Below are 19,879 nucleotides of genomic sequence, written 5' to 3'. Positions count from 1 at the left end.
GCGGTGGGACACCCGTGGCCGACAAGCGATCACAATGTGAGGCAACGGGGCTGAAGTCGGGCACCGGCAGGGTCGGGGGGATGTCGATGGGTCAGATCATGTTCATGCTCTTGGGGCCGTTGGAGATACGGGCGGACGGGAGAGCGCTCAAGCTGGGCAGTCCGCGTCAGCGGACCATTCTGACGATGCTGCTGCTGGCGCCGAACCGGGTCGTGTCGGTCGACAGCCTGATCGAGGCCGTCTGGCCGCAGGGGGCTCCCACCACCGCCCGCAACCAGGTAGCCATCTGCGTGGCCGGTCTTCGCAAGGTCTTCAAGGACGCCGTCGGGACGGCCGATCTGATCGTCACCTCGCACCCGGGCTACACCTTGCGTTCGCTTGGTCACCGTATCGATGTCGTCGACTTCGAGGAGCGGGTGGCCCGGGCACGGGACGCGGCAGGTGCCGGCCGGACCGCCGAGGCGTGCGATCTGTTCGCCGAGGCGATCACCCTGTGGCGGGGCCGGGCCCTGGACGGGGTGACCGGTAGCCGGATCGAGGAGGAAGCCGCGCGGCTGGAGGAGGCGCGGCTCGACGCCTACGAGCAACATGCGGGCCTGCAAATCCAGCTCGGGCGTCATCATGCACTGCTGTCCGAATTGTCGGCGCTGGTCAAGGCGCATCCGCTGCGGGAACAGAGCAGGGCGCATCTCATGCTGGCGCACTACCGCTCGGGGCGGCGGGCCGAAGCGCTCGCGGTCTTCCGGGAGGGACGTGATCTGCTTGTGGAGGAGCTTGGCATAGAGCCCGGTCCGGTCCTCCAGGGACTGCACGACCTGGTACTGCGGGACTCGCCAGAGCTGACACAACCGCTCGCCAACCCAGCGCCGTCCCCCTCCACCGACGTTCCGGCGCAGCTGCCGGTCGACTCTGCCTCGTTCACCGGGCGGGCGGGCGAACTACGGGCGCTGGACCGGATGCTGGACGAGCGGCTGGGCCGGTCGCCGCTGGCCGTGGCGGCGATCAGCGGGGTGGGTGGGGTCGGCAAGACCGCGCTGGCCGTCCACTGGGCCAACCAGGTCGCCGGCCGCTTCCCGGACGGGCAGCTGTTCACGGATCTGCGCGGGTACGACGAGAAGGACGACCCGGTTCCTCCCGCAGCCGTCCTCGACCGGTTTCTGCGCGCCCTCGGAGTGGCGGGGCCGCAGATCCCCGCCGACCTGGACAACCGGGCCGCGCTCTACCGCAGCGTGCTCAGTGGCAAGCGAGTGCTGATCGTCCTGGACAACGCCCGCTCCTTCCAGCAGATCCGGCCGTTGCTGCCGGGCAGCGGACGCTGCTGTGTGCTGATCACCGGACGGGATGGGATCGACGACCTGATCGGTGACTACGCCGTGCTCCAGATCGGGCTCAACGTCATGGCCCCCGACGAGGCGGCAGCGCTGCTCGCGGAGGTCGCGGGCGAGGCCAGGATCGGCGCGGATCCGGCGGCCACGGCCCGGCTCGGCGTGCTGTGTGACCGGCTTCCGCTGGGGTTGCGCATCGCCGGTGCCCGCTTGGCCGCCAAGCCGCACTGGTCGGTGCGGAGCCTGGTGTCCCGGCTGGAGAACCAGCGGCGCAGGCTGGACGAGCTCAGCCCCAGAGAGGGCGGGGTACGGGCGAGCTTCCGGCTCAGCTACCGCGACCTGCCGCCTGCCGCCCAGCGGCTCTACCGGCGGCTGGGCCTGTTGACGGTGCCCGATTTCGCGGCCTGGGTGGGAGCGGCGTTGCTCGACATCACCGATCCGGTGGAGGCGGAGAACCTGCTTGAGCAGCTGGTCGACGCTCATTTGCTGGAGGTGGCCTGGGGTTCGGGGCCGGCCACTCGCTACCGCTTCCTGGATTTGTTGCGGCTTTTCTCCTGGGAGTGCGCGCAGGCGGAGGAGGGTGAGGAGGAGCGCGCCGCCGCGTTGGAGCGTGCGTACAGCGGCTGGCTGACGCTGGTGGACGCGGCCCGGCAGCGGGTCTATGGCGGAAGCCACTCAATGGCGTACGGGCCCGTGCGGCGGTTCCCGCTGCCCGAGGAGCTGGTCGACGAACTGTTGGAAGACCCGATGGCGTGGCTGGAGTCGGAACGGACCGCCATCACTGATGTCATCCACCAGGCGGCCGAGAGCGACCACTCGGCGTACGCGTGGGGGCTGACCTTCAGCGGCACCGTGCTCTTCGAGGCGCACAACTACCTTGAGGACTGGCACTCGTGCGCCATGAGTGCCCTGGTGGCGGCAAGGCGGGCCGGGGATCGGCTGGGCGAGGCGAACATGCTGCGCTCGCTCGGCACCCTCGCCATCTACCAGCGGAAGTATCAGGAGGCACAGCCCTCGCTGCTGCTCGCGCTGAAGCTGTTCGAGGAGTGCGGGGAGGTGCACGGTCACGCGCTGGTGCTGCGCAATCTCGCGATCTGCTCCCGGTTCGCGGGGGATCTGGGGGCCGCGCGGCGGGAAGCCGGGCAGGCCCTGGAGGGCTTCCGGAAGGCCGAGGATCTCGCGGGCGAGTCACATCTGTTGGGCCTGTCGGCCCAGATCGAACTGGAGCTCGGCAATGTGCCGGGCGGGATCGCACTGTGCCGGGAGGCCATCGCCAAGAGCCGCGAGGCCGGCTCGACGCGGGGCGAGATGCAGAACGTCTACCGGCTCGCCGAGGCTCTGATGCGGCAGGGCGACCCGGCGGCCGCGGAACGGGCCTGCTTCGAGGCGCTGGCGCTGACCAGAGCGGAGAGCGACCGGCTGGGGGAGGGGCATGCGCTGCGAGGCATCGGGGAGGCGCGCTGGCGGCTGGGCGATCCGGAGGGAGCGGAGCCGGTGCTCCGGCAGGCGCTGGAGGCGGCCGAGGAGGTCGCAGACCGCTTTCTGGGGGCGCGGATCCAGGCCGACCTCGGGTGCGCACGGCTGGTGGGTGGGGAGCCGCGGGCGGCCGTGGACCTGCTGCGGTCGGCCCTCGAGGTGTTCGAGGAACTGGGGGCGTGGACCTGGCGGCAGCGGACGTCCCGCATCCTCGCCGCGGTGGACGCGGATGGGGACCCGGACGGGTCAGGTCTCCGGCCGGCGATGTCGGCCGGAGACCTGGTGGTGCTGATGGAGAGCCGGTGACGGCGCCGCGCGGGCGGGCCCCGCGTCACACCACCTGTGGTGTCTGCGTCGCGCGCCGTACCACCGCCATGGCGGACAGCACCGCCGCCGACACCGCGACCAGCGTGCCCGCGGCGGTGGCGAGCCCCATGGCGCCCCACGGCACCGACAGCGGGGCGGCGCCCCCCGCCAGGACGGAGACGGCGGACCAGACGCCCAGCACGTTGACGCCGCTGACGAGGGCTCCGAGAACGGCACCTGTCACGACGACGGTCAAGGCCTCGAACACCACGATCTGCAGTACCTGGCCATCGGTGGCACCGGTGAGGCGGAGAACGGACAGGTCGCGCCTCCGGTCGGAGGTGGCCATCACCATCGTCGCGGCCAGGGCGATGAGCGTGTACAGCACCACCAGACCCATCACCACCGTCACGGCCAGCCGGTTCTCCCGTTTCGTGTCCGGCAGTGAGGCGGCGATCCACTGTTCGGTGCCGGCGAGGGTGGCGCCGGTGCCGCGTACGGCCTCTCGCAGCCCGGCGGCGACGGCGGCGCGATCCGCGCCCGGCTCGAGTCGCACCTCGATGCGATCCGGCGCGGCACCGGGCGCATTGGCGGCCGTGACGTACACGTCGTCGGAGCCGATGCCGGTCCGCAGGACGCCGGCGACGGTCAGCCGGCCCTTGGAACCGTCCTTTCGCCAGACGTCGACCCGTTGTCCGACGGCCGCGGCAGGCCACTCCTCGTTGACGATGATGGAGCGGTCGTCCAGCTTCTCCAAGGAGCCCTCTACCAGCGGCAGCCTTGCCAGTTCGGCGTGGGAGGCGGGGTCGACGACGCGCCCCGGGTTGGGGACGCGTGCGACGCCCTCCAGCAGGTACTCGACCGTGGTCGGGGCGGAGATCGCAGAACGGGCGCCGGGAACCGCGCGGACTGCCTTCGTCACCTTGTCGGGCAGCGCCCGCCCGCCGCCGCTCGCCGTGATGACGTAGTCGGCCGTCGTGCGGTTGCGGATGTCGTCGGCACGGCCTGCGGCGACCGTGCCGGAGGCGCCGAGCAGTGAGCCGACCAGGCCGACGGAGACCAGGACCGGAGCAGCCACGGCCGCCGTACGCCGCAGGCTCGCGGAAGCGCTCTCCCGGGCCAGCATTCCGATGGCTCCGGGGAGCCGGGATGGCAGCCAGGCGACCAGCTGTACGAAAGGGCGTACCGCGACGGGCGCGAGCAGCGCGAAGGCACCGATCAGCAGCAGCGGCTGGGTGGTGTACGTCTTGCGCTTGAGCAGGTCGGCCGGGTCAGCGGCGATCTTCTGGATGAGCAGCACCACACCGACGGCGAGCAGCAGCCCACCGAACGCCCAACGGCCGCCGGTCATGATGCGCCGGTCCACGTCGGACTCACGCAGCACCTGCACGGCGCTGGTGCGCGAGGCACGGCGGGAGGCGGCGAGCGCCCCGATGATCGCCACCAGCAGTCCTGACCAGAAAGCGAGTTGGTACGGCCAGAACTGGTCACCGACGGTCAACCACGAAGGCGCCAGGCGCTCGTCGATCATCCAGGCCACCAGTTCCGGGCCGCCCAGCCGTCCCAGCAGGCAGCCTGCCAGCGCTGCCAATCCGCCGACCAGCAGAGCTTCGACGACCACGACGGTACGGATCTGCCGTGGTGTGGCCCCGGCGGTGCGCAGCAGCCCGAACTCGCGCTGTCGCTGCGCCACCGCGAAGGCGAAGGTGGAGGCGACGATGAACACCGAGGTGAAGGTCGTGACGGTGGCCGCCGTGGCCAGCAAAGCGTTGACCGTGAAGACCGCGTCCGGGTCCTGTTCCTTGAGGTGCTGCGGGGCGTCGAGAGTCGCGGCAAGGGCGAGCCCCATGGAGGCGGTCAGTCCGGCGCCGAGCGCGACTGCGAGGAAGACCCCGACGAAGTGCGTCCAGCGGGCCCGTACCGTGCTCAGGCTGATGCTCAGCATGCGACCGCCTCCAGCTTGGTCATCCGCTCGGCAACGTCCTGGGCGGTCGGGGAGACCAGTTCTCCGCTGAGTCGGCCGTCGGCGAGGAAGACCACGCGGTCCGCGTACGAGGCGGCCACCGGGTCGTGGGTGACCATGACCACGGTTTGCCGCTCACTGTCGGTCAGCCCGCGCAGCAGGGAGAGGACATCACGGCTGGTGGCGGAGTCCAGGGAACCTGTCGGCTCGTCACCGAAGAGCACCTCGGGGCGGGTGATCAGCGCGCGGGCGAGCGCGACCCGTTGCTGCTGGCCGCCGGACAGTTCCGCCGGCCGGTGCCGGGCGCGGTCGCCGAGCCCGACCTGGTCCAGCGACTCGCGCACCTCGTCGCGGCCGGGCCGGCGTCCCGCGAGCCGCAGCGGCAGCATCACGTTCTGTTCGGCGGTGAGCATCGGCAGGAGGTTGAAGGCCTGAAACACAAAGCCGATCCGGTCCCGGCGCAGCAGGGTCAGCGCCGTCTTGGAGAGTCCGGTCAGTTCGGTGTCGCCCAGCTTCACGCTGCCGGAGTCGGCCCGGTCCAGCCCCGCCGCGCACTGGAGGAGAGTGGACTTGCCGGAGCCGGACGGGCCCATGATGGCGGTGAAGGAACCCCGGGGCAGGGAGAGCGAGACCTCGTGGAGGGCGGTGACCGCGTGGTCGCCCGTTCCATAGGTCTTGCTCACCGCCGTGAGCCGGACTGCGTCGTTGCTCATTCGCTTCTGCCTTTCGTCAGGGATGCTGGGGGACCGGGGAACCAAACGGGCTCCACCTCACTGTCTGCGGCGCACGCTATGTGCGCGCGATTTTTGATCGATTTCGTCCGCCGGAGCCGAGCCGAAATGAGATCCCGGCCCTGGCCGCTCTCCGCGAGCACGTTCGAGCCTTCGCCGACATGACGCTGCGACTCGATGACGACGGCCTGGACGGACCCCACCGTGCGGAATCGACGAGCCAAGGCGGCCGGCCACGGGCGCTTGCCGGCTCTTTCTAACGGTGTTAGGTTCTGCCTAACGATGTTAGAAAGGAAGGTCATGAGCCCGGCCGCACGCCTCGACGCCGATTCGATCCTTGGTGCCGTGTTCGACATCCTCGACAGGGAAGGCGTCGCCGCGCTCTCGATGCGCACGCTGGCCGCACGCCTCGACGTCAAGGCCGCGTCGCTCTACTACCACGTGCCGAACAAGGCCGCGCTGCTCCAGATGGTCGCGGATCGGGTCGCCACGCAGATCGTGGCGACGATCACCCCCGGCCGGGCCTGGCGCGAGCTGCTGGACGGCATCGCCCACAACCTGCGGGGAACCTTGCGGGCCCACCCCGGCGCCGCCGCGGTCGTGGCCGTACAGAACGCGTCGCCCCACGTGTTCGAGGAGGCCGTCCCCCTTGTGCTGCTCTCGATGCGGTCGGGCCTGCACCTCACCGATGACGTGGCGCTTCACCTGGTGCAGTCGCTGTACGTCCTCGTCACCGGCCTCGCTCTCGCCGAGTTCGGCAACGCGCCGGAACCGCCGGCCGCCCCGGCCGCCTACTACGACGCCTGGTTCGACATCGCAGTCTCGACCTTCCTCGACGGGGTCCAGGCGCGGTACGGCACCGGCGACCCGGACTGAGATCCCCACAGAACCCGAGGAAACGAAATCATGCTCCCCGTCGCGCTCGTCCTACTGATCCTCGCCGACGCCTACTTTCTCTTCACCACCCTCGTGGACGTCTTCCCGCTCAACAACGTGCGCGAGGCGACGAGGTCGGAGAAACGCGCGGAGGTGGCCATCAACGGGCCGATCCTGCTCGTCCCGGCCGTGCTCCTCGCCGTGGCCGCCGCCGCACACCTGCCCGTTCTCGCCTACGTCGGAGCGGCCGTCGAACTGCTCATCGTCCTGAGCGGTCTGGCGCTCTGGTGGCTTCCGTACCTGGTCGGGGTCGCGGTCCCGTGGGCGACGGCGGGTACGGGCGAGAGCTGGGCGCAGCTGCACGCCCGGACCTACGCCAAGACGATCATCATCCTTCCCCCTATCGGTGATCGGCCGCGCCCCAACGTCGAGCACATGATCCTCCACGCGCTCATTCTCGTGGCCGCCATCTGCGCGTTCGTCGCCGCCGGCTCGTTGTAGCAGACCCTGGCCGTCTCGCCGCGCGTCGAACGCCCGGCTTCGCGGAAGGCGGTGACGCGTGGTGCGGGCCACGCGTGGCAGGCATGTTCAGTCAGGCACTGCCTGGGCGGCACTGCTGCGTGACCCCACCGTCTTGCCGCTCAACGGCGCAGCCGCGCGTTGAGCCGTGCGGCCTGTCGCGTGAGGTGGTCGCGTTCAGGGAGGCTGGGCGCCGATCGGGCGGCTTCGGCGTAGAGCCGTGCTGCGGTGACCGGGTCACCGTCACGCTCGTGTAGGTACGCCGCGACGGCGGCGTGGCGTGGCAGGGCGGGGTCGAGCCCCGCCAGGGCGGCCAGACCGGCCCGCGGGCCGTCGGCCTCACCGACGGCGACGGCCCGGTTGAGGTGGGCCACCGGGCTGTCGGTGAGGCGCACCAGTTCGTCGTACCACTCGACGATCTGCACCCAGTCGGTCTCCTCGGCCGTCTGGGCGTCGGCATGGAGCGCGGCGATGGCGGCTTGGGCCTGGAACTCGCCCAGGCGGTCGCGGGTGAGGGCTGTCTGGAGCACGTCGACGCCCTCGGCGATCAGACGGGTGTTCCACAGGCTGCGGTCCTGCTCGGCAAGCGGCACGAGCCTCCCGTCGGGAGCGGTCCGGGCCGGGCGCCGTGCGTGGTGGAGCAGCATGAGCGCGAGCAGGCCCGCGACCTCCTCATGGTAGGTCTTGACCGCCAGCTGGCGAGTGAGCCGGATCGCCTCGTCGGCGAGGTCGACGTCGCCGGAGTAGCCCTCGTTGAAAACCAGGTAGAGCACGCGCAGCACGGTGGCGACGTCGCCGGGCTGGTTGAACCGGACGCCCGAGATGGTGCGCTTGGCCCGGCTGATGCGCTGGGCCATGGTCGCTTCCGGCACGAGGTAGGCCTGCGCGATCTGACGCGTGGTCAGGCCGCCGACCGCGCGCAGCGTGAGCGCGACGGCCGAGGCCGGTGTCAGGGACGGGTGCGCGCACAGGAAGTACAGCTGGAGCGTGTCGTCCACCGCCTCGCCCGGGCCGGGCACGGGCTCGACCTCGACGCGTACCTCGCGGTGCCGTCGAGAGGTGTCGGCACGGGCGGCGTCGAGGAACTTACGCCAGGCCACGGTGACCAGCCAGCCTTTGGGGTCCTGCGGCGGGCCGCCCGGCCACACGCGCACGGCCTCGACCAGGGAGTCCTGCACGGCGTCCTCGGCCGCCGCGAAGTCGGCTCCGCGACGGACGAGGATGCCGATCACGGCGGGGGTGAGGCGCCGCAGCAGGGTCTCGTCCACCGTGCGTCACTCCGTGATGGTCGGGCACGCGGTCAGGAACGGGCGCAGCTCGAGCCATTCGTGGATCGGCTTCCCACCCGCACCCGGAGCCGCGGACAACTCGCCGGCCAGCTCGAGCGCCCGCTCGTAGGACTCGACGTCGATCACCATCCAGCCGGCGATCAGGTCCTTGGTCTCGGCGAACGGGCCGTCGGTGATGGGCGGCCGCCCCTCGCCGTCGTAGCGGACGAACGTGCCCTCCGGGGAGAGCGCCTGACTGTCGACGAACTCGCCGGTCTCCTCGAGCCGCGCGGCGAAGTCCCGCATGTACTGCAGGTGGGCCGAAACCTCCTCCGGCGTCCAGCGGTCCATCGGTACGTCGTTGACCGATGCCGGCGCGCCCCGGTAGTGCTTGAGCAGCAGGTACTTGGCCATCAGATTCTCCTTTGCGCGGTACGGCCCAGTGTGGCCATGTTCACCGCGGGGACGAAGCCACACGCGGGTTCTCGACATCCCACCGCGATATTTCCTGGGGGACTTCAAAAACCACGCGTACCACGGTGGGGTTGCGGCCAGCCGACGACGCCGGCCATCGCCTTCGACCTGACCCAGCCGCTGCCCTACCTGTGGTCTCTATCTGGTGGCGGAGGAAGCCCGTACCGTGAGCGACACGAGGTGAAGATCAACGTCGACCAGCTCATAAGGTGAGGATCTCGGAAGGTCGTCGCCGTTGATGGGCGCGGATATGGTCGATGAAGGGAATCTCCGGCGCGGCTCGAACCAATGAGTGTTCAGCGGAGTCCAACAAGATCACAGTTATCGGAAGGGACTCATGTGATCAGCTGGTTGAACGGCACCTCCAAGGCAGCGACCATGTCACCGCGGATGGGCCTTTCGATAAGCAACCGGGGTTACTCATGACGCAGGGTGCTCTCGCAGCCGTGAGCGTGTCCCAGGCATGGTGACCCGCAAACGCGCCCCACGCTCGATGCAGCGAATCGACGTGGCCCGCCTTCCCGAAGACGTCGTGGCGCTCATCGACGCCCTCGGGCCTGATGAGAACTTGGTCGTCACACGTGACGGCGCGTCGATAGCCACAATCTCCAGCACCATTGACGTGGTCCAAGGCGCCATCGTCGATCGCGACGCGTCAGATGAGGCCAACGATCAAGCACCGATGGACTACGAGGGCGTGACAGTCGTGGCCACCGCGATGGAGCTGTCGACCGCGGCTCGGGTTGCGCTGTCGACACAGCTCGGGGCGGACTACGTAGTGCTCGACATGCATGCGGCTCCCGCAACAACCGATGTGCTGCTGGTACCCCCAGGCAGCCCGCAGCTGATTGCAGCGCTCCGGTCGATGTTCCCGAAAGCTCGCGTCGTCGTCACCGAAATCGAGGACCACGAGCTCGGAGTTCAGTACCACGGCCCGGTCCGACGCCTGCTCGACGCTGGCGCTGACGCGTATCTACCTCCGGCGACCCTCCCACTCCTGGCCAGGCAGCTTGACTACACCCTGAATCACGAGCGCGAGATCGCTGGCGGGGTTGCTACACCATTGCAGATCGCACCGATCGTGGCGCCGGCAGATCCAGACGACGAATGACATCCCCGCGCCTCTTCGCTGGACCGTCGGGTGGCGGCTCACCGTAGCTAAAGGAGTTCCGGGCCATCGTGCATCGTCCGCATTCGGGTTGCCGTTCGGACGGTTCGACCTCTACGGCCCCAAAACGGTGGGTATTGTCCCCGGTCACGGGGCGACCAGTGCGTTCGCGCCGAGAAGGACCTTGATGTCCCCTGCGAATGCTCCATTCTTGAGGTTCACCGCATAGTCAGGAAGTTCGACGACGTTGATTCTGCGGTTGAGACGCTCCACCCGGAGAAGAACGGGGGTGTCGCCGTTATGCAGCGTGAGGATTCGTTTGAGTTCTCTGACGACATCCTTGTTTACGCGTTCCTCGCGAAGGAAGAGCACGATTGGCTCGCGGCCATCTGCCTGGATCCCGGAGATGTCGAGGAACGTGATGTCAGTGGCGTTGAACGAGATGGTCGCTTCGTCACCGTCACCACGCGAGCGGATACGTCCTGTGACGGAGACGACCAGGTCGGGCGCGAGGTTGGTCCCGTACAGCTGGTAGGTCTGAGGGAAACAGGGAACCTCAATGGACGCGTCGTGGTCCTCGATCTTGAGGATCGCCCACACGTCACCCTTCTTGGTGACCTTCTTGTCGACGCCGGAGATGATTCCGGCGATGCGGACGTTGCCGGCCCCCGCCTGGCCGTCGAGCACCTGGGCGATCGTCAGATCGCGGTTGCGCTCCAGCACGCGTTCCGCTCCGTTGAGCGGGTGATCGGAGACGTAGAGGCCGAGCATCTCTCGCTCGAATGACAGTTTGGTCTTCTTGTCCCACTCGCCTTCGGGAACCGCGACTTGGAAGACGCTGCTCATTCCGTTGTCTTCATCGTCGTCGAACGCGCCGAACAGCGAGTCCTGTCCCAAAGCCTCTTTGCGCTTGACGTCGATGACCGCGTCGATGGCTTGCTCGTGGATGTGGACCAGGCCCCGGCGGGGGTGGCCGAGCCCGTCGAACGCACCGGCTTTGATGAGCGATTCGATGGTGCGCTTGTTGCAGACGACCTGTGGCACCTTCGTCAGGAAATCATTGAAGTCGGTGTAGGCGCTCTTCGTGGTGCGGGTGCTGATGATGCCATTGATGGCGTTTTCCCCGACGTTCTGGATCGCGCCGAGCCCGAACCTGACGTCATCGCCGACGGCGCTGAACCGCAGTCCGGATTCGTTGACGTCGGGCGGGAGGACCTTCAGCTTCATGCGGCGGCATTCAGCGAGGTAGAGCGCCATCCGGTCCTTGTTGGTGCCGACTGAGGTGAGGAGGGCGGCCATGTACTCGGCCGGGTAGTTGGCCTTGAGGTAGGCGGTCCAGTAGGAAACGAGCCCGTAGCCGGCGGTGTGGGACTTGTTGAATCCGTAGGAGCTGAACGGCTCGAGAACGTCCCAGACGGCCTTTGCCGCTTCCTCCGTGTACCCCTTGTCGGTCATTCCGGAGGAGAAGGTGGCCCATTGTTTGTCCATCTCCTCCTTCTTCTTCTTGCCCATCGCCCTGCGCAGGATGTCGGCGCCGCCGAGGGTGTATCCGGCGAGCTGCTGGGCGATGGCCATGACCTGCTCTTGGTAGACCACCAGGTGGTAGGTGGTGCCCAGGATCGGCTCCAGCGCCTCCTTAAGGGAGGGGTGGATCGGTGTGATCTCCTGCTGGCCGGCCTTGCGGAGGGCGTAGTTGGTGTGGGCGTTGGCTCCCATGGGGCCGGGGCGGCCGAGCGCCAGGACCGACGAGATGTCCTCGAATCGGGCCGGGGCGATCAGCTTGGTGAGGTCGCGCATCATCGAACTGTCGAGCTGGAACACCCCAAGCGTGTCGCCGCGCGCCAGCAGTTCGTAGGTCTTCTTGTCGTCCAGAGACAGGGACAGCATGTCCAGGTCGATGCCGCGGTTGTCCTTGACGTTCTGGACGGCGTCGCCGATGACGGTCAGGTTGCGCAGGCCGAGGAAGTCCATCTTCAGCGCGCCCATGTTCTCGCTGCTGGGCCCGTCGAAGCCGGTGATGCGGGCGCCGTCGTCGGGCCGCATGAAGATCGGCATCACATCGAGCAGGGGCTGGGAGGACAGGATGACTCCCGCGGCGTGCACGCCGGTGCCCCGGGTCAGTCCTTCCAGGCCGAGCGCGGTGTCGATGACCTGCTTGACGTCCTGGTCTTCGTCATACAGCTTGCGGAGTTCGGTCGCCTCGGGGTATCGCTGGTGCTTCTCGTCGAAGATGCCGGTGAGCGGGATCTCCTTGCCCATGACAGCGGGCGGGAACGCTTTGGTGATCTTTTCGCCCACCACGAAGGGGTAGCCGAGGACGCGCGCCGCGTCCTTGACGGCCGCCTTCGACTTGATCGTCATGTAGGTGATGATCAGCGAGACGTTGTCCTCGCCGTACTTCTCGGTGACGTAGCGGATCATGTCACCGCGCCTACGCTCGTCGAAGTCGAGGTCGACGTCGGGCATGGAGATACGTTCGGGGTTCAGGAACCGCTCGAACAGCAGAGAGTGCTCGATGGGGTCGAGCTCGGTGATGCCGGTGACGTAGGCGACCATGGACCCGGTGGCCGATCCTCGGCCGGGGCCGATCCAGATGCCGCTGTCGCGGGCGTACTGGCAGATGTCGGCGACGACGAGGAAGTAGCCGGGGAACCCCATGTCCTCGATGACACGCAGTTCGTAGTCGATCCGTTCCCGGACATCGTCCGGCACGGGGTCGCCGTAACGGCGGACGGCACCGCGGTAGGCCTCCTTGCGGAGCCAGCTCATCTCGGTCTCGCCCTCGGGGACCGGGAACTTGGCGGCAAGGTCGCGGTGGGCGAACACCTCGTCATAGGGCTCGACACGCTCGGCGATCAGCAGGGTGTTCTTGCAGCCCTGCGCCCATGTCTCCGAGCTGTCGAGCGCCCACATCTCCTCAGCGGAGCGCACGTAGTAGCCGTTTCCGGAGAACCGGAACCGACTCGGGTCACTGATCTGGGAGTTGGTGCCGACGCACAGCAGCGCGTCGTGCGCGGTGGACTGGTCCGCGGTGACGTAGTGGGAGTCGTTCGTCACCAGGGGAGGGATGCCGAGAGCCTCGCCGATCCGCAGCAGGTCCTTGCGGACTCCCGTCTCGATCGGGATCCCGCCATGATCCATGATCTCCAGGAAGTAGTTGTCCCGCCCGAAGATTTCCTGGTACTTGGCCGCGGTCTCCAGCGCCTTGTCGTACTGCCCGAGCCGGAGCCGGGTCTGGATCGCGCCGGACGGGCAGCCCGTGGTGGCGACGATCCCTTCGTGATACTCCGCGAACAGCTCATCGTCCATGCGCGGGTACTTCTTCATGTGGCCCTGAAGGGAGGCCAGTGAAGAGATCTTGAACAGGTTGCGCAGACCTTGAGCGTTGATCGCCCACATCGTCTTGTGCAGGTAGGTGCCGCTGGCGGACACGTCGCCGCCCAGACCGGTCCGCTCATCCGACTTGCGCTGGTGGGGCTCCCCCCAGAACACGGACTGTTTGTGGAAGCGGGACTCGGGGCTGACATAGCCCTCGATCCCGATGATCGGCTTCACCCCGGCGGCTTTCATCTTCGCCTGGAATTCGTAGGCGCCGAACATGTTGCCGTGATCGCTCATCGCGATGGCGGGCATCCCCAGCTCGGCCGCTCGCGAGGCCAGTTTGCCGATCTTCGCCGCGCCGTCCAGCATCGAGTACTCGGTGTGAACGTGCAGGTGAACGAACGAATCAGCCACGGGTGATCTTGGCCTTTCCGGTGTGGTGCGGGTGGGGCGCTGGAGGAGACCCAACTCTATCGAGCAGGCAGCGGTGGCCGACCACCCTCGTGGAGAAAGCAGAGAGATCAAAGGCTGAACGCCTGCGGCGAACGGGATGGGCCCCGCGGCCTGTGGCAGGTCCAAGCGGGCACGCGGGTACCACTGAGGTGAAGCTCATCGGCCTCGGCGTGCGCATCGACTAGATTCATCCGGGCCGGACCTGCTCAATTCTGCGATCGTTCGTCCGGCGCGTCCGGGGCGGCCGAAGGTCCGGGGGCGCAGGTCACGTGATCGAGCTTGGACCTAACCGGTGACTGACCACTGGTGAGCACCAGGCGGCCGGTAACCCGGCGCACAGCGCCGTTACCACCTCACTGGCCGCCGGGCCGGAACTGGTGGGCATTTGTTGTGATATTTCCCTTATGGGCAGATGTTTTGGGGATGCCGGCCAGGCGCGTTAGCGATTTGATTTCAAGTCGATGCAGATCAACCCGCTGTGCGCTGCCGTGCACGACCCTGATGACGCGTAATCCACCACCCGTCAGCGTGCCTCACCTGGGGGTCCGTCCCGGGCGAGGGAGAGGCACCCGCGAGTGGCCGACACCGATTCGGTCGAACACGATCCCACCCATCTGTGGGACAGACCACCGAAATGACCCTCGAATCCCTTGCCCGCCTGTTGCCGACGAGTTTCGAACGCAGGACACTGGGTGATCGACGGGGGATTTCATGACAACTCACATAGAGTTTCGAGTTCTTGGTCCGCTGGAAGTCGGCGTCAGGGGTCGCCCTGTCCGGTTGGGAGGGCCTCGGCAACGTTCACTGCTGGCCGCGCTGTTGCTGGATGCCGGGCGGGTCGTGTCGGTCGATCGGCTGGCGGCCGCGGTCTGGGGCGAGCGCCTGCCCGAATCGGTACGCACCCAGATCCCGATCCACGTGCACGCGTTACGCAAGGCGTTCAAGGCCGCCGGCTGCGGCGTGCAGGTGATCGTCACTGAGCAGGCCGGCTATCGCCTGCGCACCGACGGCGTGTGGTTGGACACGCGTGAGGCGGAGGAACAGGCGGGAGCGGCCCGAAGGGCGGCCGCGGCCGGGCAGAGCGAGCAGGCGGCGGCGATGCTGGGGCGGGTGCTCGGGCTGTGGCGGGGGCCGGTGCTGGCCGAGATCGACACCACCGAGATCGCCGCGGTGGCCCGCGGCCTGGAGGATGCCCGGCTGGGCATCGCGGAGGAATGGGCCGAGGCGGAGTTGGCCTGTGGCCGTCCTCGCGAGGTGGTGACACGGCTGGCAGGGCTGGTGGAGGAGCACCCGCTGCGTGAGGGGCTGCGCGCGCAGTTGATGGTGGCGCTGTGGCACTCGGGACGGCAGGCCGACGCGCTGGAAAGCTATCGGCAGGGACGCGAACATCTTCTGGAAGAACTGGGCGTGGAACCGGGCAGAGGGCTGCGAGAAGTCCAGCAGGCGATCCTGGCCGGACCGCCTGCCTGTGAAGTCACGCAACCGGAGGTTCCCAGGCTGCTGGCGCCGCGCCGTGGCGGGAACCCGGACGATGAGCCTCTTCGGGTGGGTTCAGGGCCAGTCGTGACGGTACGGCCGGCGCAGTTGCCGCCGGTGATATCAGCGTTCGTGGGTCGGATGACGCAGATGCGGACGCTGGATCGATTGCTGGGGCAGGATGGGCGACACCTTCCCATGGGCGTGATCAGCGGGGCGGCCGGGGTGGGCAAGACCGCGTTGGCCCTGCAGTGGGCTCATCAGGTGGTCGACCGGTTCCCCGATGGCCAGTTGTTCGCCAATCTTCGTGGCTATGACCTCGACGGAGAGTCGGCGCAGCCGGCGGCGGTGCTGGAACGGTTCCTGCGAGCGCTCGGAGTTGACGGGGCGGCGGTTCCTGCCGGGGTGGAGGAGCGGACCGCGTTGTTCCGCAGCATCTTGGACGGGCGGCAGGTGCTGGTAGTACTGGACAACGCCGAGTCGGCGGCACAGGTGCGGCCATTGCTGCCGGCGACGCCGGGCTGTTCCGTGATCATCACCTCCAGGCGGCGGCTGGAAGGGTTGATGGTGGGTGGTGGTGCGCTGCCGGTTCCGGTGGAGGTTCTGACCGAGCAGGAGTCGGCGGAACTGCTGGCGCGTGTGCTGGGAGCTGAGCGAGCGGCCGCCGAGCGGGAGGCGGTGGCGAAACTGGCCGCGCTGTGTCACGGGTCGCCGCTGGCGTTGCGCGTCGCGGCGGCGAAGCTGGTCATGCGGCCGCAGTGGCCGGTCGCCGAAATGGCCGAGCGGCTGGCCGACGAGCGGAGCCGGTTGGATCAGCTCAGCCGAGGAGGGCTGGAGGTACGAGCCGGCATCGAGCTGTCCTGCCGCGAACTGTCGACGCGGGCGGCCCTGGCGTTCCGGCGGCTGGGGCTGGTGGATGCCCCCGGCGGATTCGCGCCCTGGCTGGTGGCGGCGCTGCTTGACACGACGGTGCACGACGGTGAGCGGCTACTGGAGCAACTGGTCGATGCCCAGTTGCTGCAGCCGCTCGGCAGGGACGGAGCCGGCCAACCGCGTTACCGGTTCCATGATCTGATCCGTCTGTTCGCCCGTGAACAGGCGGAGGCCGCAGAGCCGCCTGACGCCAGGCTGGCCGTGCTGAGCCGGGCCTTCGGCGCGTTGCTGGGTCTGGCGGAGCAGGCCCGCGACGCGCGATACGGCAACCGCTATCCGATGGTCCCCCGCGGTCATGCTTCGCGCTGGTTACCGGAAGACGCATCGCAGGCGGCGCTGCTGAGCGACCCGCTGGCGTGGCTGGAGAGCGAGCGACTGAACCTCGTCTCCGCGGTGACGCAGAGCGCCGAGTTGCAGCTCGCCGATCTGTGCCGCGACCTCGCGGCCGGCTTCGTGCACATGTTTGAGTCACGGGCGTACTTCGACGACTGGCGGTCGGCCGCCACCCGGGCCCTCAGACCTGCTGGAAGCAGCTCTTGAGCTGTTCCAGCGGCTCGGAGACGCGCCCAGCCAGGCCATCGTGCTCCGCCACCTCGGCATGCTGCATCTCTCCGAGGGAGACCTCGACAGGGGGAGACGGGAGCTGGAACAGAAGGCGTTGCGCATCGCCCGCCGGGTGGGCGACAGGATGATCGAGGGCCGGGTCCTGCTCGCTCTCGGCCACCTCAAAAGCGATGACAGCGCCTTCCATCTCCAACAGGCTGCCGAGACCTTCGCGGCCATCGGTGCCGCACGCTGGCAAGACGAGGCCGTCAGGGCGGTTGCGCGGGTGAGCGTCTGAACATCGGCCGGGCCCGTTTTCTGTCGGACACTCCGCTACGATGCCTGGTCCCTAAAATGAGGGTTAATGGGTAGTGGGGTGGATTTCCTGATTGCCGGATCAGCCGGTCGGCCGGTCGCCTTGGAAATCATGTCGGCCGCAGCGTTGCTGAGCACCGCCGCCGGCCGAGTGGTCGTGGGCCCGTGGAACGGCGTAGCCACTGCCCGCGAGGGCTCATAGTGGGGGAGTCCAGCCAACCGGAAGGCCGGCCAGAGCCGAGCCGGGGTGTCCCGTCGCAGGTCGTTGCCCAGCTCACGGCACTCAAACGACCGATACCCGCACAGCTGCCCAGCCCCGTCGCGACGTTCACCGGCCGTGAGGCAGAGGTCGAGAGGCTGTGCACGCTGCTGACCGATGGCTCCGAACGCGCCGTGGCCATCTCCGGACCGGCCGGCATCGGCAAGTCGGCTCTCGCTCTCCAGGTGGCCCACCGCATCTCCCATCTCTTCCCTGATGGGCATCTCTACGTCAACCTGCAGGGATCCACTCCCGATACGGACCCCCTGCCCACTGCGGAGGTGCTCGGCCGATTCCTGCGCTCCATGGGTGTCGCCGCCCCGGCGATCCTGAGCGAGCCGGAGGAGGCGGTCGCCATCTTCCGCTCGCTGACACACGGGAAGCGCCTGCTGATCCTTTTGGACAATGCGGCGAGCGCCGAGCAGGTACGCCATCTACTCCCCGGCAGCGCGACGTGCTGCGTGCTCATCACCAGCAGGCGGATGCTGAGCTCGATCGACGCCGCGAGCCATTCTCAGCTCCGAGGGCTGGTGCCAGAGGAGGCCGGCGCACTTCTCACCAGGCTCCTCGGTGCTGACCGGCTCGACCGCGAAGCCCAGGCGGTGGCTGAGGTCATACCCCTGTGCGGCGAACTACCACTGGCGCTGTCCATTGTCGCAGCGCGACTGCTCGGGCGTCCGGACATGTCAGTTCGCGCCCTCGCCGACAGGCTCGCCAACGAGCAGCGGCGGCTGGCCGAGCTCGAGATCGACGACCAGGCGGTACGCGCCAGTTTCATGGTCAGCTACGAGGACCTGGGCGATGGACCGGCGGCCCGGCTGTTCCGGTTGCTCGGCCTCCTGGGCGGGCCGGATATCGGCGTTCCTGTCGCCGCAGCTCTCGCGGGGCTGCCGGAGCGGCGTACGGCTGAGCTTCTCGATCATTTGCTGGAGAGCCAGCTCGTGGTGTCCGACGTTCCCGGGCGATATCGCATGCACGACCTCCTGCGGTTGTTCGCCCAGGAACTCGCGATGAAACAGGAGAGCGAGGAAGCCCGAGCCCTCGCCGTCCAAGGAGCTTTCCACTGCTATCTCGCCACGGCGCGACGCGCGGCGCTGTCGGTCGAGCCGCTGATCGCCTGGCGGATCGACTTCGTACCCGAGGTGCTCACCCATTCGGGGGTGCCACTGGACTCCGTTGAGGCGGTCAACGCATGGCTCGATACGGAGATCGAGAACCTTGTCGCCACCGCCCGTCAGGCCGTGGCCGGTGCTGATCCGGCGATCGCGGCCTACCTGTCCGCGTGCTTGAACACGCCGTTGGAACAGCGAGCGCGATGGCGCGAGCAACTGGCTCTGGGACACCTCGCTCTGGAGGCGGCGCGTTCCACCGGTGACCTCCGCCAGGCGGGGCTCGGCAACAATGATCTCGGTTGGGCATTGCACGCGCTGGGAAAGCCCGCAGAGGCTCTGGCGTCCTTCGATCGTGCTCTCGAATCCTGGAGACCGATCGGCTACGACACCGGCCAGGCTTTGGCCCTGAACGGACGAGGTGCGGCTCTTCGCTCGCTGGGGCGCCATGAGGAGTCGCTTCTTGCCCTGGAACAGGCGAGCGCGATGTGGCACCGACTGGGCCATGCCCGGCATGAGGCATCGTGTCTGACCGGCATCGGACTGACCCATCAACGACTCGGACGCTACAGCGAGGCGATCGCCGCTCACCGGAAGGCTCTGGCTCTGGCAAGAGAGTCGAATGCCAGGGTCACCGAGGTGATGGCGCTGGGCAACCTCGGGGAGGCACACAGGCTGGCTGGGCAGGCGGATGAGGCGGTGACCTGCTTCCGGGAGGCCCTCCGACTGGATCGGCAGCGCGGCTTGTCCGACACCTATTGGGAGGCAGAGCACCTGTGGGGGCTCGGCCAGGCAACCGGTGACCGTGCCTGCCTGAACAAGTCAGCGGCAATCCTCCACGAGCTGGGTCTGATCACTTACCACGAAGCCCGCGCGATCGAACTCGACCCTGATCCTGAACCCCCCGACGCCATCTCGCAGCAACTCTAGACGCGGAAACGCTCCTGTCATGCAGGGATGCCCCTGCCCAGAGCTCCTGGCCAGAGGCAATCCCACCCGCATTGAGGAACGCAGCACTAGAAGCGCACTAGCAGTGGTTGACGCCCGGGAACGGGTCCTTCCAGGTGTAGACGTTTTCGGCCGCGACGTAGCCGGTGCGCCCGCTGACGTCGCCGTACGTCCGGTACCAGATGCTGTTCCCGCCTCCGTGCTTCTGCCCGGAGACGTAGCACTCGAAGTAGCTGGGGTTCGACTTCAGTGTGTCCACGGCATCCTGGTCGTACTCGCTGTAGCGCGGGCTGCGCCACACGCTCACCCCCGCCTTGTTCCCGCAGTACAGGTGCCCGCTCTTGGCGTAGCAGGGCGGGTTGCCCTGGGCCTGCGCCGGAGCCGTCACCAGCACGCACGTGCCGATCAGCGCCAGCCCCCCGGCCGCCACCGCGATCTTCGTGTGTAGTCGCATTCCAGATCCCCCTCGTTCGAAA

13 protein-coding genes are annotated in these 19,879 nt (G+C 68.1%); 7 read left to right on the top strand and 6 right to left on the bottom strand.

The features are described 5' to 3' along the window. Positions 1-80 precede the first annotated feature (80 nt). A complete protein-coding gene (locus ACQP1V_RS32145) occupies positions 81-3,107 on the top strand; it encodes a BTAD domain-containing putative transcriptional regulator (RefSeq protein ID WP_433413784.1) in 3,027 nt (1,008 codons plus the stop codon). Positions 3,108-3,132: 25 nt separating this feature from the next. On the opposite strand, the gene ACQP1V_RS32140 is transcribed toward ACQP1V_RS32145, so the two are convergent. Then, complete coding sequence (locus ACQP1V_RS32140; RefSeq protein ID WP_433413782.1) at positions 3,133-5,052, bottom strand: FtsX-like permease family protein; 1,920 nt, start codon at positions 5,050-5,052, stop codon at positions 3,133-3,135. Further along, positions 5,046-5,783 (bottom strand): ABC transporter ATP-binding protein, encoded by a 738-nt coding sequence (locus ACQP1V_RS32135; protein WP_433413780.1) that lies wholly within the window; start codon positions 5,781-5,783, stop codon positions 5,046-5,048. Before ACQP1V_RS32135 ends, ACQP1V_RS32140 begins: the two co-directional genes overlap by 7 nt. A 318-nt stretch (positions 5,784-6,101) precedes the next feature. Between ACQP1V_RS32135 and ACQP1V_RS32130 the strand changes: the two genes are divergently transcribed. Further along, positions 6,102-6,677, top strand: a complete 576-nt coding sequence (locus ACQP1V_RS32130; protein ID WP_433413778.1) for a TetR/AcrR family transcriptional regulator — start codon at positions 6,102-6,104, stop codon at positions 6,675-6,677. A 30-nt stretch (positions 6,678-6,707) separates the two neighbouring features. Continuing rightward, the gene (locus ACQP1V_RS32125) at positions 6,708-7,178 is read left to right on the top strand and encodes a hypothetical protein (protein ID WP_433413776.1); all 471 of its coding nucleotides are present in this window, start codon (positions 6,708-6,710) and stop codon (positions 7,176-7,178) included. Positions 7,179-7,318: 140 nt separating this feature from the next. On the opposite strand, the gene ACQP1V_RS32120 is transcribed toward ACQP1V_RS32125, so the two are convergent. Together ACQP1V_RS32120 and ACQP1V_RS32115 are read right to left on the bottom strand one after the other, a co-directional pair. Then, positions 7,319-8,464, bottom strand: a complete 1,146-nt coding sequence (locus tag ACQP1V_RS32120) for an RNA polymerase sigma factor (RefSeq protein ID WP_433413774.1) — start codon at positions 8,462-8,464, stop codon at positions 7,319-7,321. A gap of 6 nt (positions 8,465-8,470) precedes the next feature. Further along, positions 8,471-8,878: a YciI family protein gene (locus ACQP1V_RS32115; RefSeq protein WP_433413773.1), complete on the bottom strand. Its 408-nt coding sequence runs from the start codon at positions 8,876-8,878 to the stop codon at positions 8,471-8,473. A gap of 553 nt (positions 8,879-9,431) precedes the next feature. On the opposite strand from ACQP1V_RS32115, the gene ACQP1V_RS32110 reads away from it, so the two are divergent. Continuing rightward, complete coding sequence (locus ACQP1V_RS32110; protein WP_433413770.1) at positions 9,432-10,049, top strand: hypothetical protein; 618 nt, start codon at positions 9,432-9,434, stop codon at positions 10,047-10,049. 144 nt (positions 10,050-10,193) lie between these two features. Here ACQP1V_RS32110 and dnaE read toward each other — a convergent pair whose 3' ends face one another. Continuing rightward, entirely contained in the window at positions 10,194-13,781 is a 3,588-nt protein-coding gene (gene dnaE, locus ACQP1V_RS32105; RefSeq protein ID WP_433413768.1) for a DNA polymerase III subunit alpha, read from the bottom strand. Positions 13,782-14,531: 750 nt separating this feature from the next. Here dnaE and ACQP1V_RS32100 point away from each other — a divergent pair. From ACQP1V_RS32100 to ACQP1V_RS32090, 3 genes are all read left to right on the top strand, one after another. Next, on the top strand, positions 14,532-16,769 hold the full coding sequence (locus ACQP1V_RS32100) for an AfsR/SARP family transcriptional regulator (RefSeq protein WP_433413766.1): 2,238 nt from the start codon (positions 14,532-14,534) through the stop codon (positions 16,767-16,769). Between the two features lie 40 nt (positions 16,770-16,809). After that, positions 16,810-17,070: a hypothetical protein gene (locus ACQP1V_RS32095; RefSeq protein WP_433413764.1), complete on the top strand. Its 261-nt coding sequence runs from the start codon at positions 16,810-16,812 to the stop codon at positions 17,068-17,070. Positions 17,071-17,288: 218 nt separating this feature from the next. Further along, on the top strand, positions 17,289-19,385 hold the full coding sequence (locus ACQP1V_RS32090; protein WP_433413763.1) for a tetratricopeptide repeat protein: 2,097 nt from the start codon (positions 17,289-17,291) through the stop codon (positions 19,383-19,385). A 97-nt stretch (positions 19,386-19,482) separates the two neighbouring features. Here ACQP1V_RS32090 and ACQP1V_RS32085 read toward each other — a convergent pair whose 3' ends face one another. Beyond that, positions 19,483-19,857 carry a hypothetical protein gene (locus ACQP1V_RS32085; protein WP_433413761.1) on the bottom strand — a complete coding sequence of 125 codons (375 nt, stop codon included), beginning with the start codon at positions 19,855-19,857 and terminating at the stop codon, positions 19,483-19,485. Positions 19,858-19,879: the final 22 nt, after the last annotated feature.

It is taken from the genome of Microtetraspora malaysiensis (genome assembly GCF_050947145.1).
GTDB classification, from domain to species: domain Bacteria; phylum Actinomycetota; class Actinomycetes; order Streptosporangiales; family Streptosporangiaceae; genus Microtetraspora_A; species Microtetraspora_A malaysiensis.
This window is presented reverse-complemented; position numbering and strand designations above follow the sequence as displayed.

Excerpts from the sequence above, each read along its gene's own strand:
- ACQP1V_RS32145 (WP_433413784.1), top strand. The coding sequence starts at position 81 with ATGTCGATGGGTCAGATCATGTTCATGCTCTTGGGGCCGTTGGAGATA.
- ACQP1V_RS32140 (WP_433413782.1), bottom strand. The coding sequence starts at position 5,052 with ATGCTGAGCATCAGCCTGAGCACGGTACGGGCCCGCTGGACGCACTTC.
- ACQP1V_RS32135 (WP_433413780.1), bottom strand. The coding sequence starts at position 5,783 with ATGAGCAACGACGCAGTCCGGCTCACGGCGGTGAGCAAGACCTATGGA.
- ACQP1V_RS32130 (WP_433413778.1), top strand. The coding sequence starts at position 6,102 with ATGAGCCCGGCCGCACGCCTCGACGCCGATTCGATCCTTGGTGCCGTG.
- ACQP1V_RS32125 (WP_433413776.1), top strand. The coding sequence starts at position 6,708 with ATGCTCCCCGTCGCGCTCGTCCTACTGATCCTCGCCGACGCCTACTTT.
- ACQP1V_RS32115 (WP_433413773.1), bottom strand. The coding sequence starts at position 8,878 with ATGGCCAAGTACCTGCTGCTCAAGCACTACCGGGGCGCGCCGGCATCG.
- ACQP1V_RS32110 (WP_433413770.1), top strand. The coding sequence starts at position 9,432 with ATGCAGCGAATCGACGTGGCCCGCCTTCCCGAAGACGTCGTGGCGCTC.
- ACQP1V_RS32100 (WP_433413766.1), top strand. The coding sequence starts at position 14,532 with ATGACAACTCACATAGAGTTTCGAGTTCTTGGTCCGCTGGAAGTCGGC.
- ACQP1V_RS32085 (WP_433413761.1), bottom strand. The coding sequence starts at position 19,857 with ATGCGACTACACACGAAGATCGCGGTGGCGGCCGGGGGGCTGGCGCTG.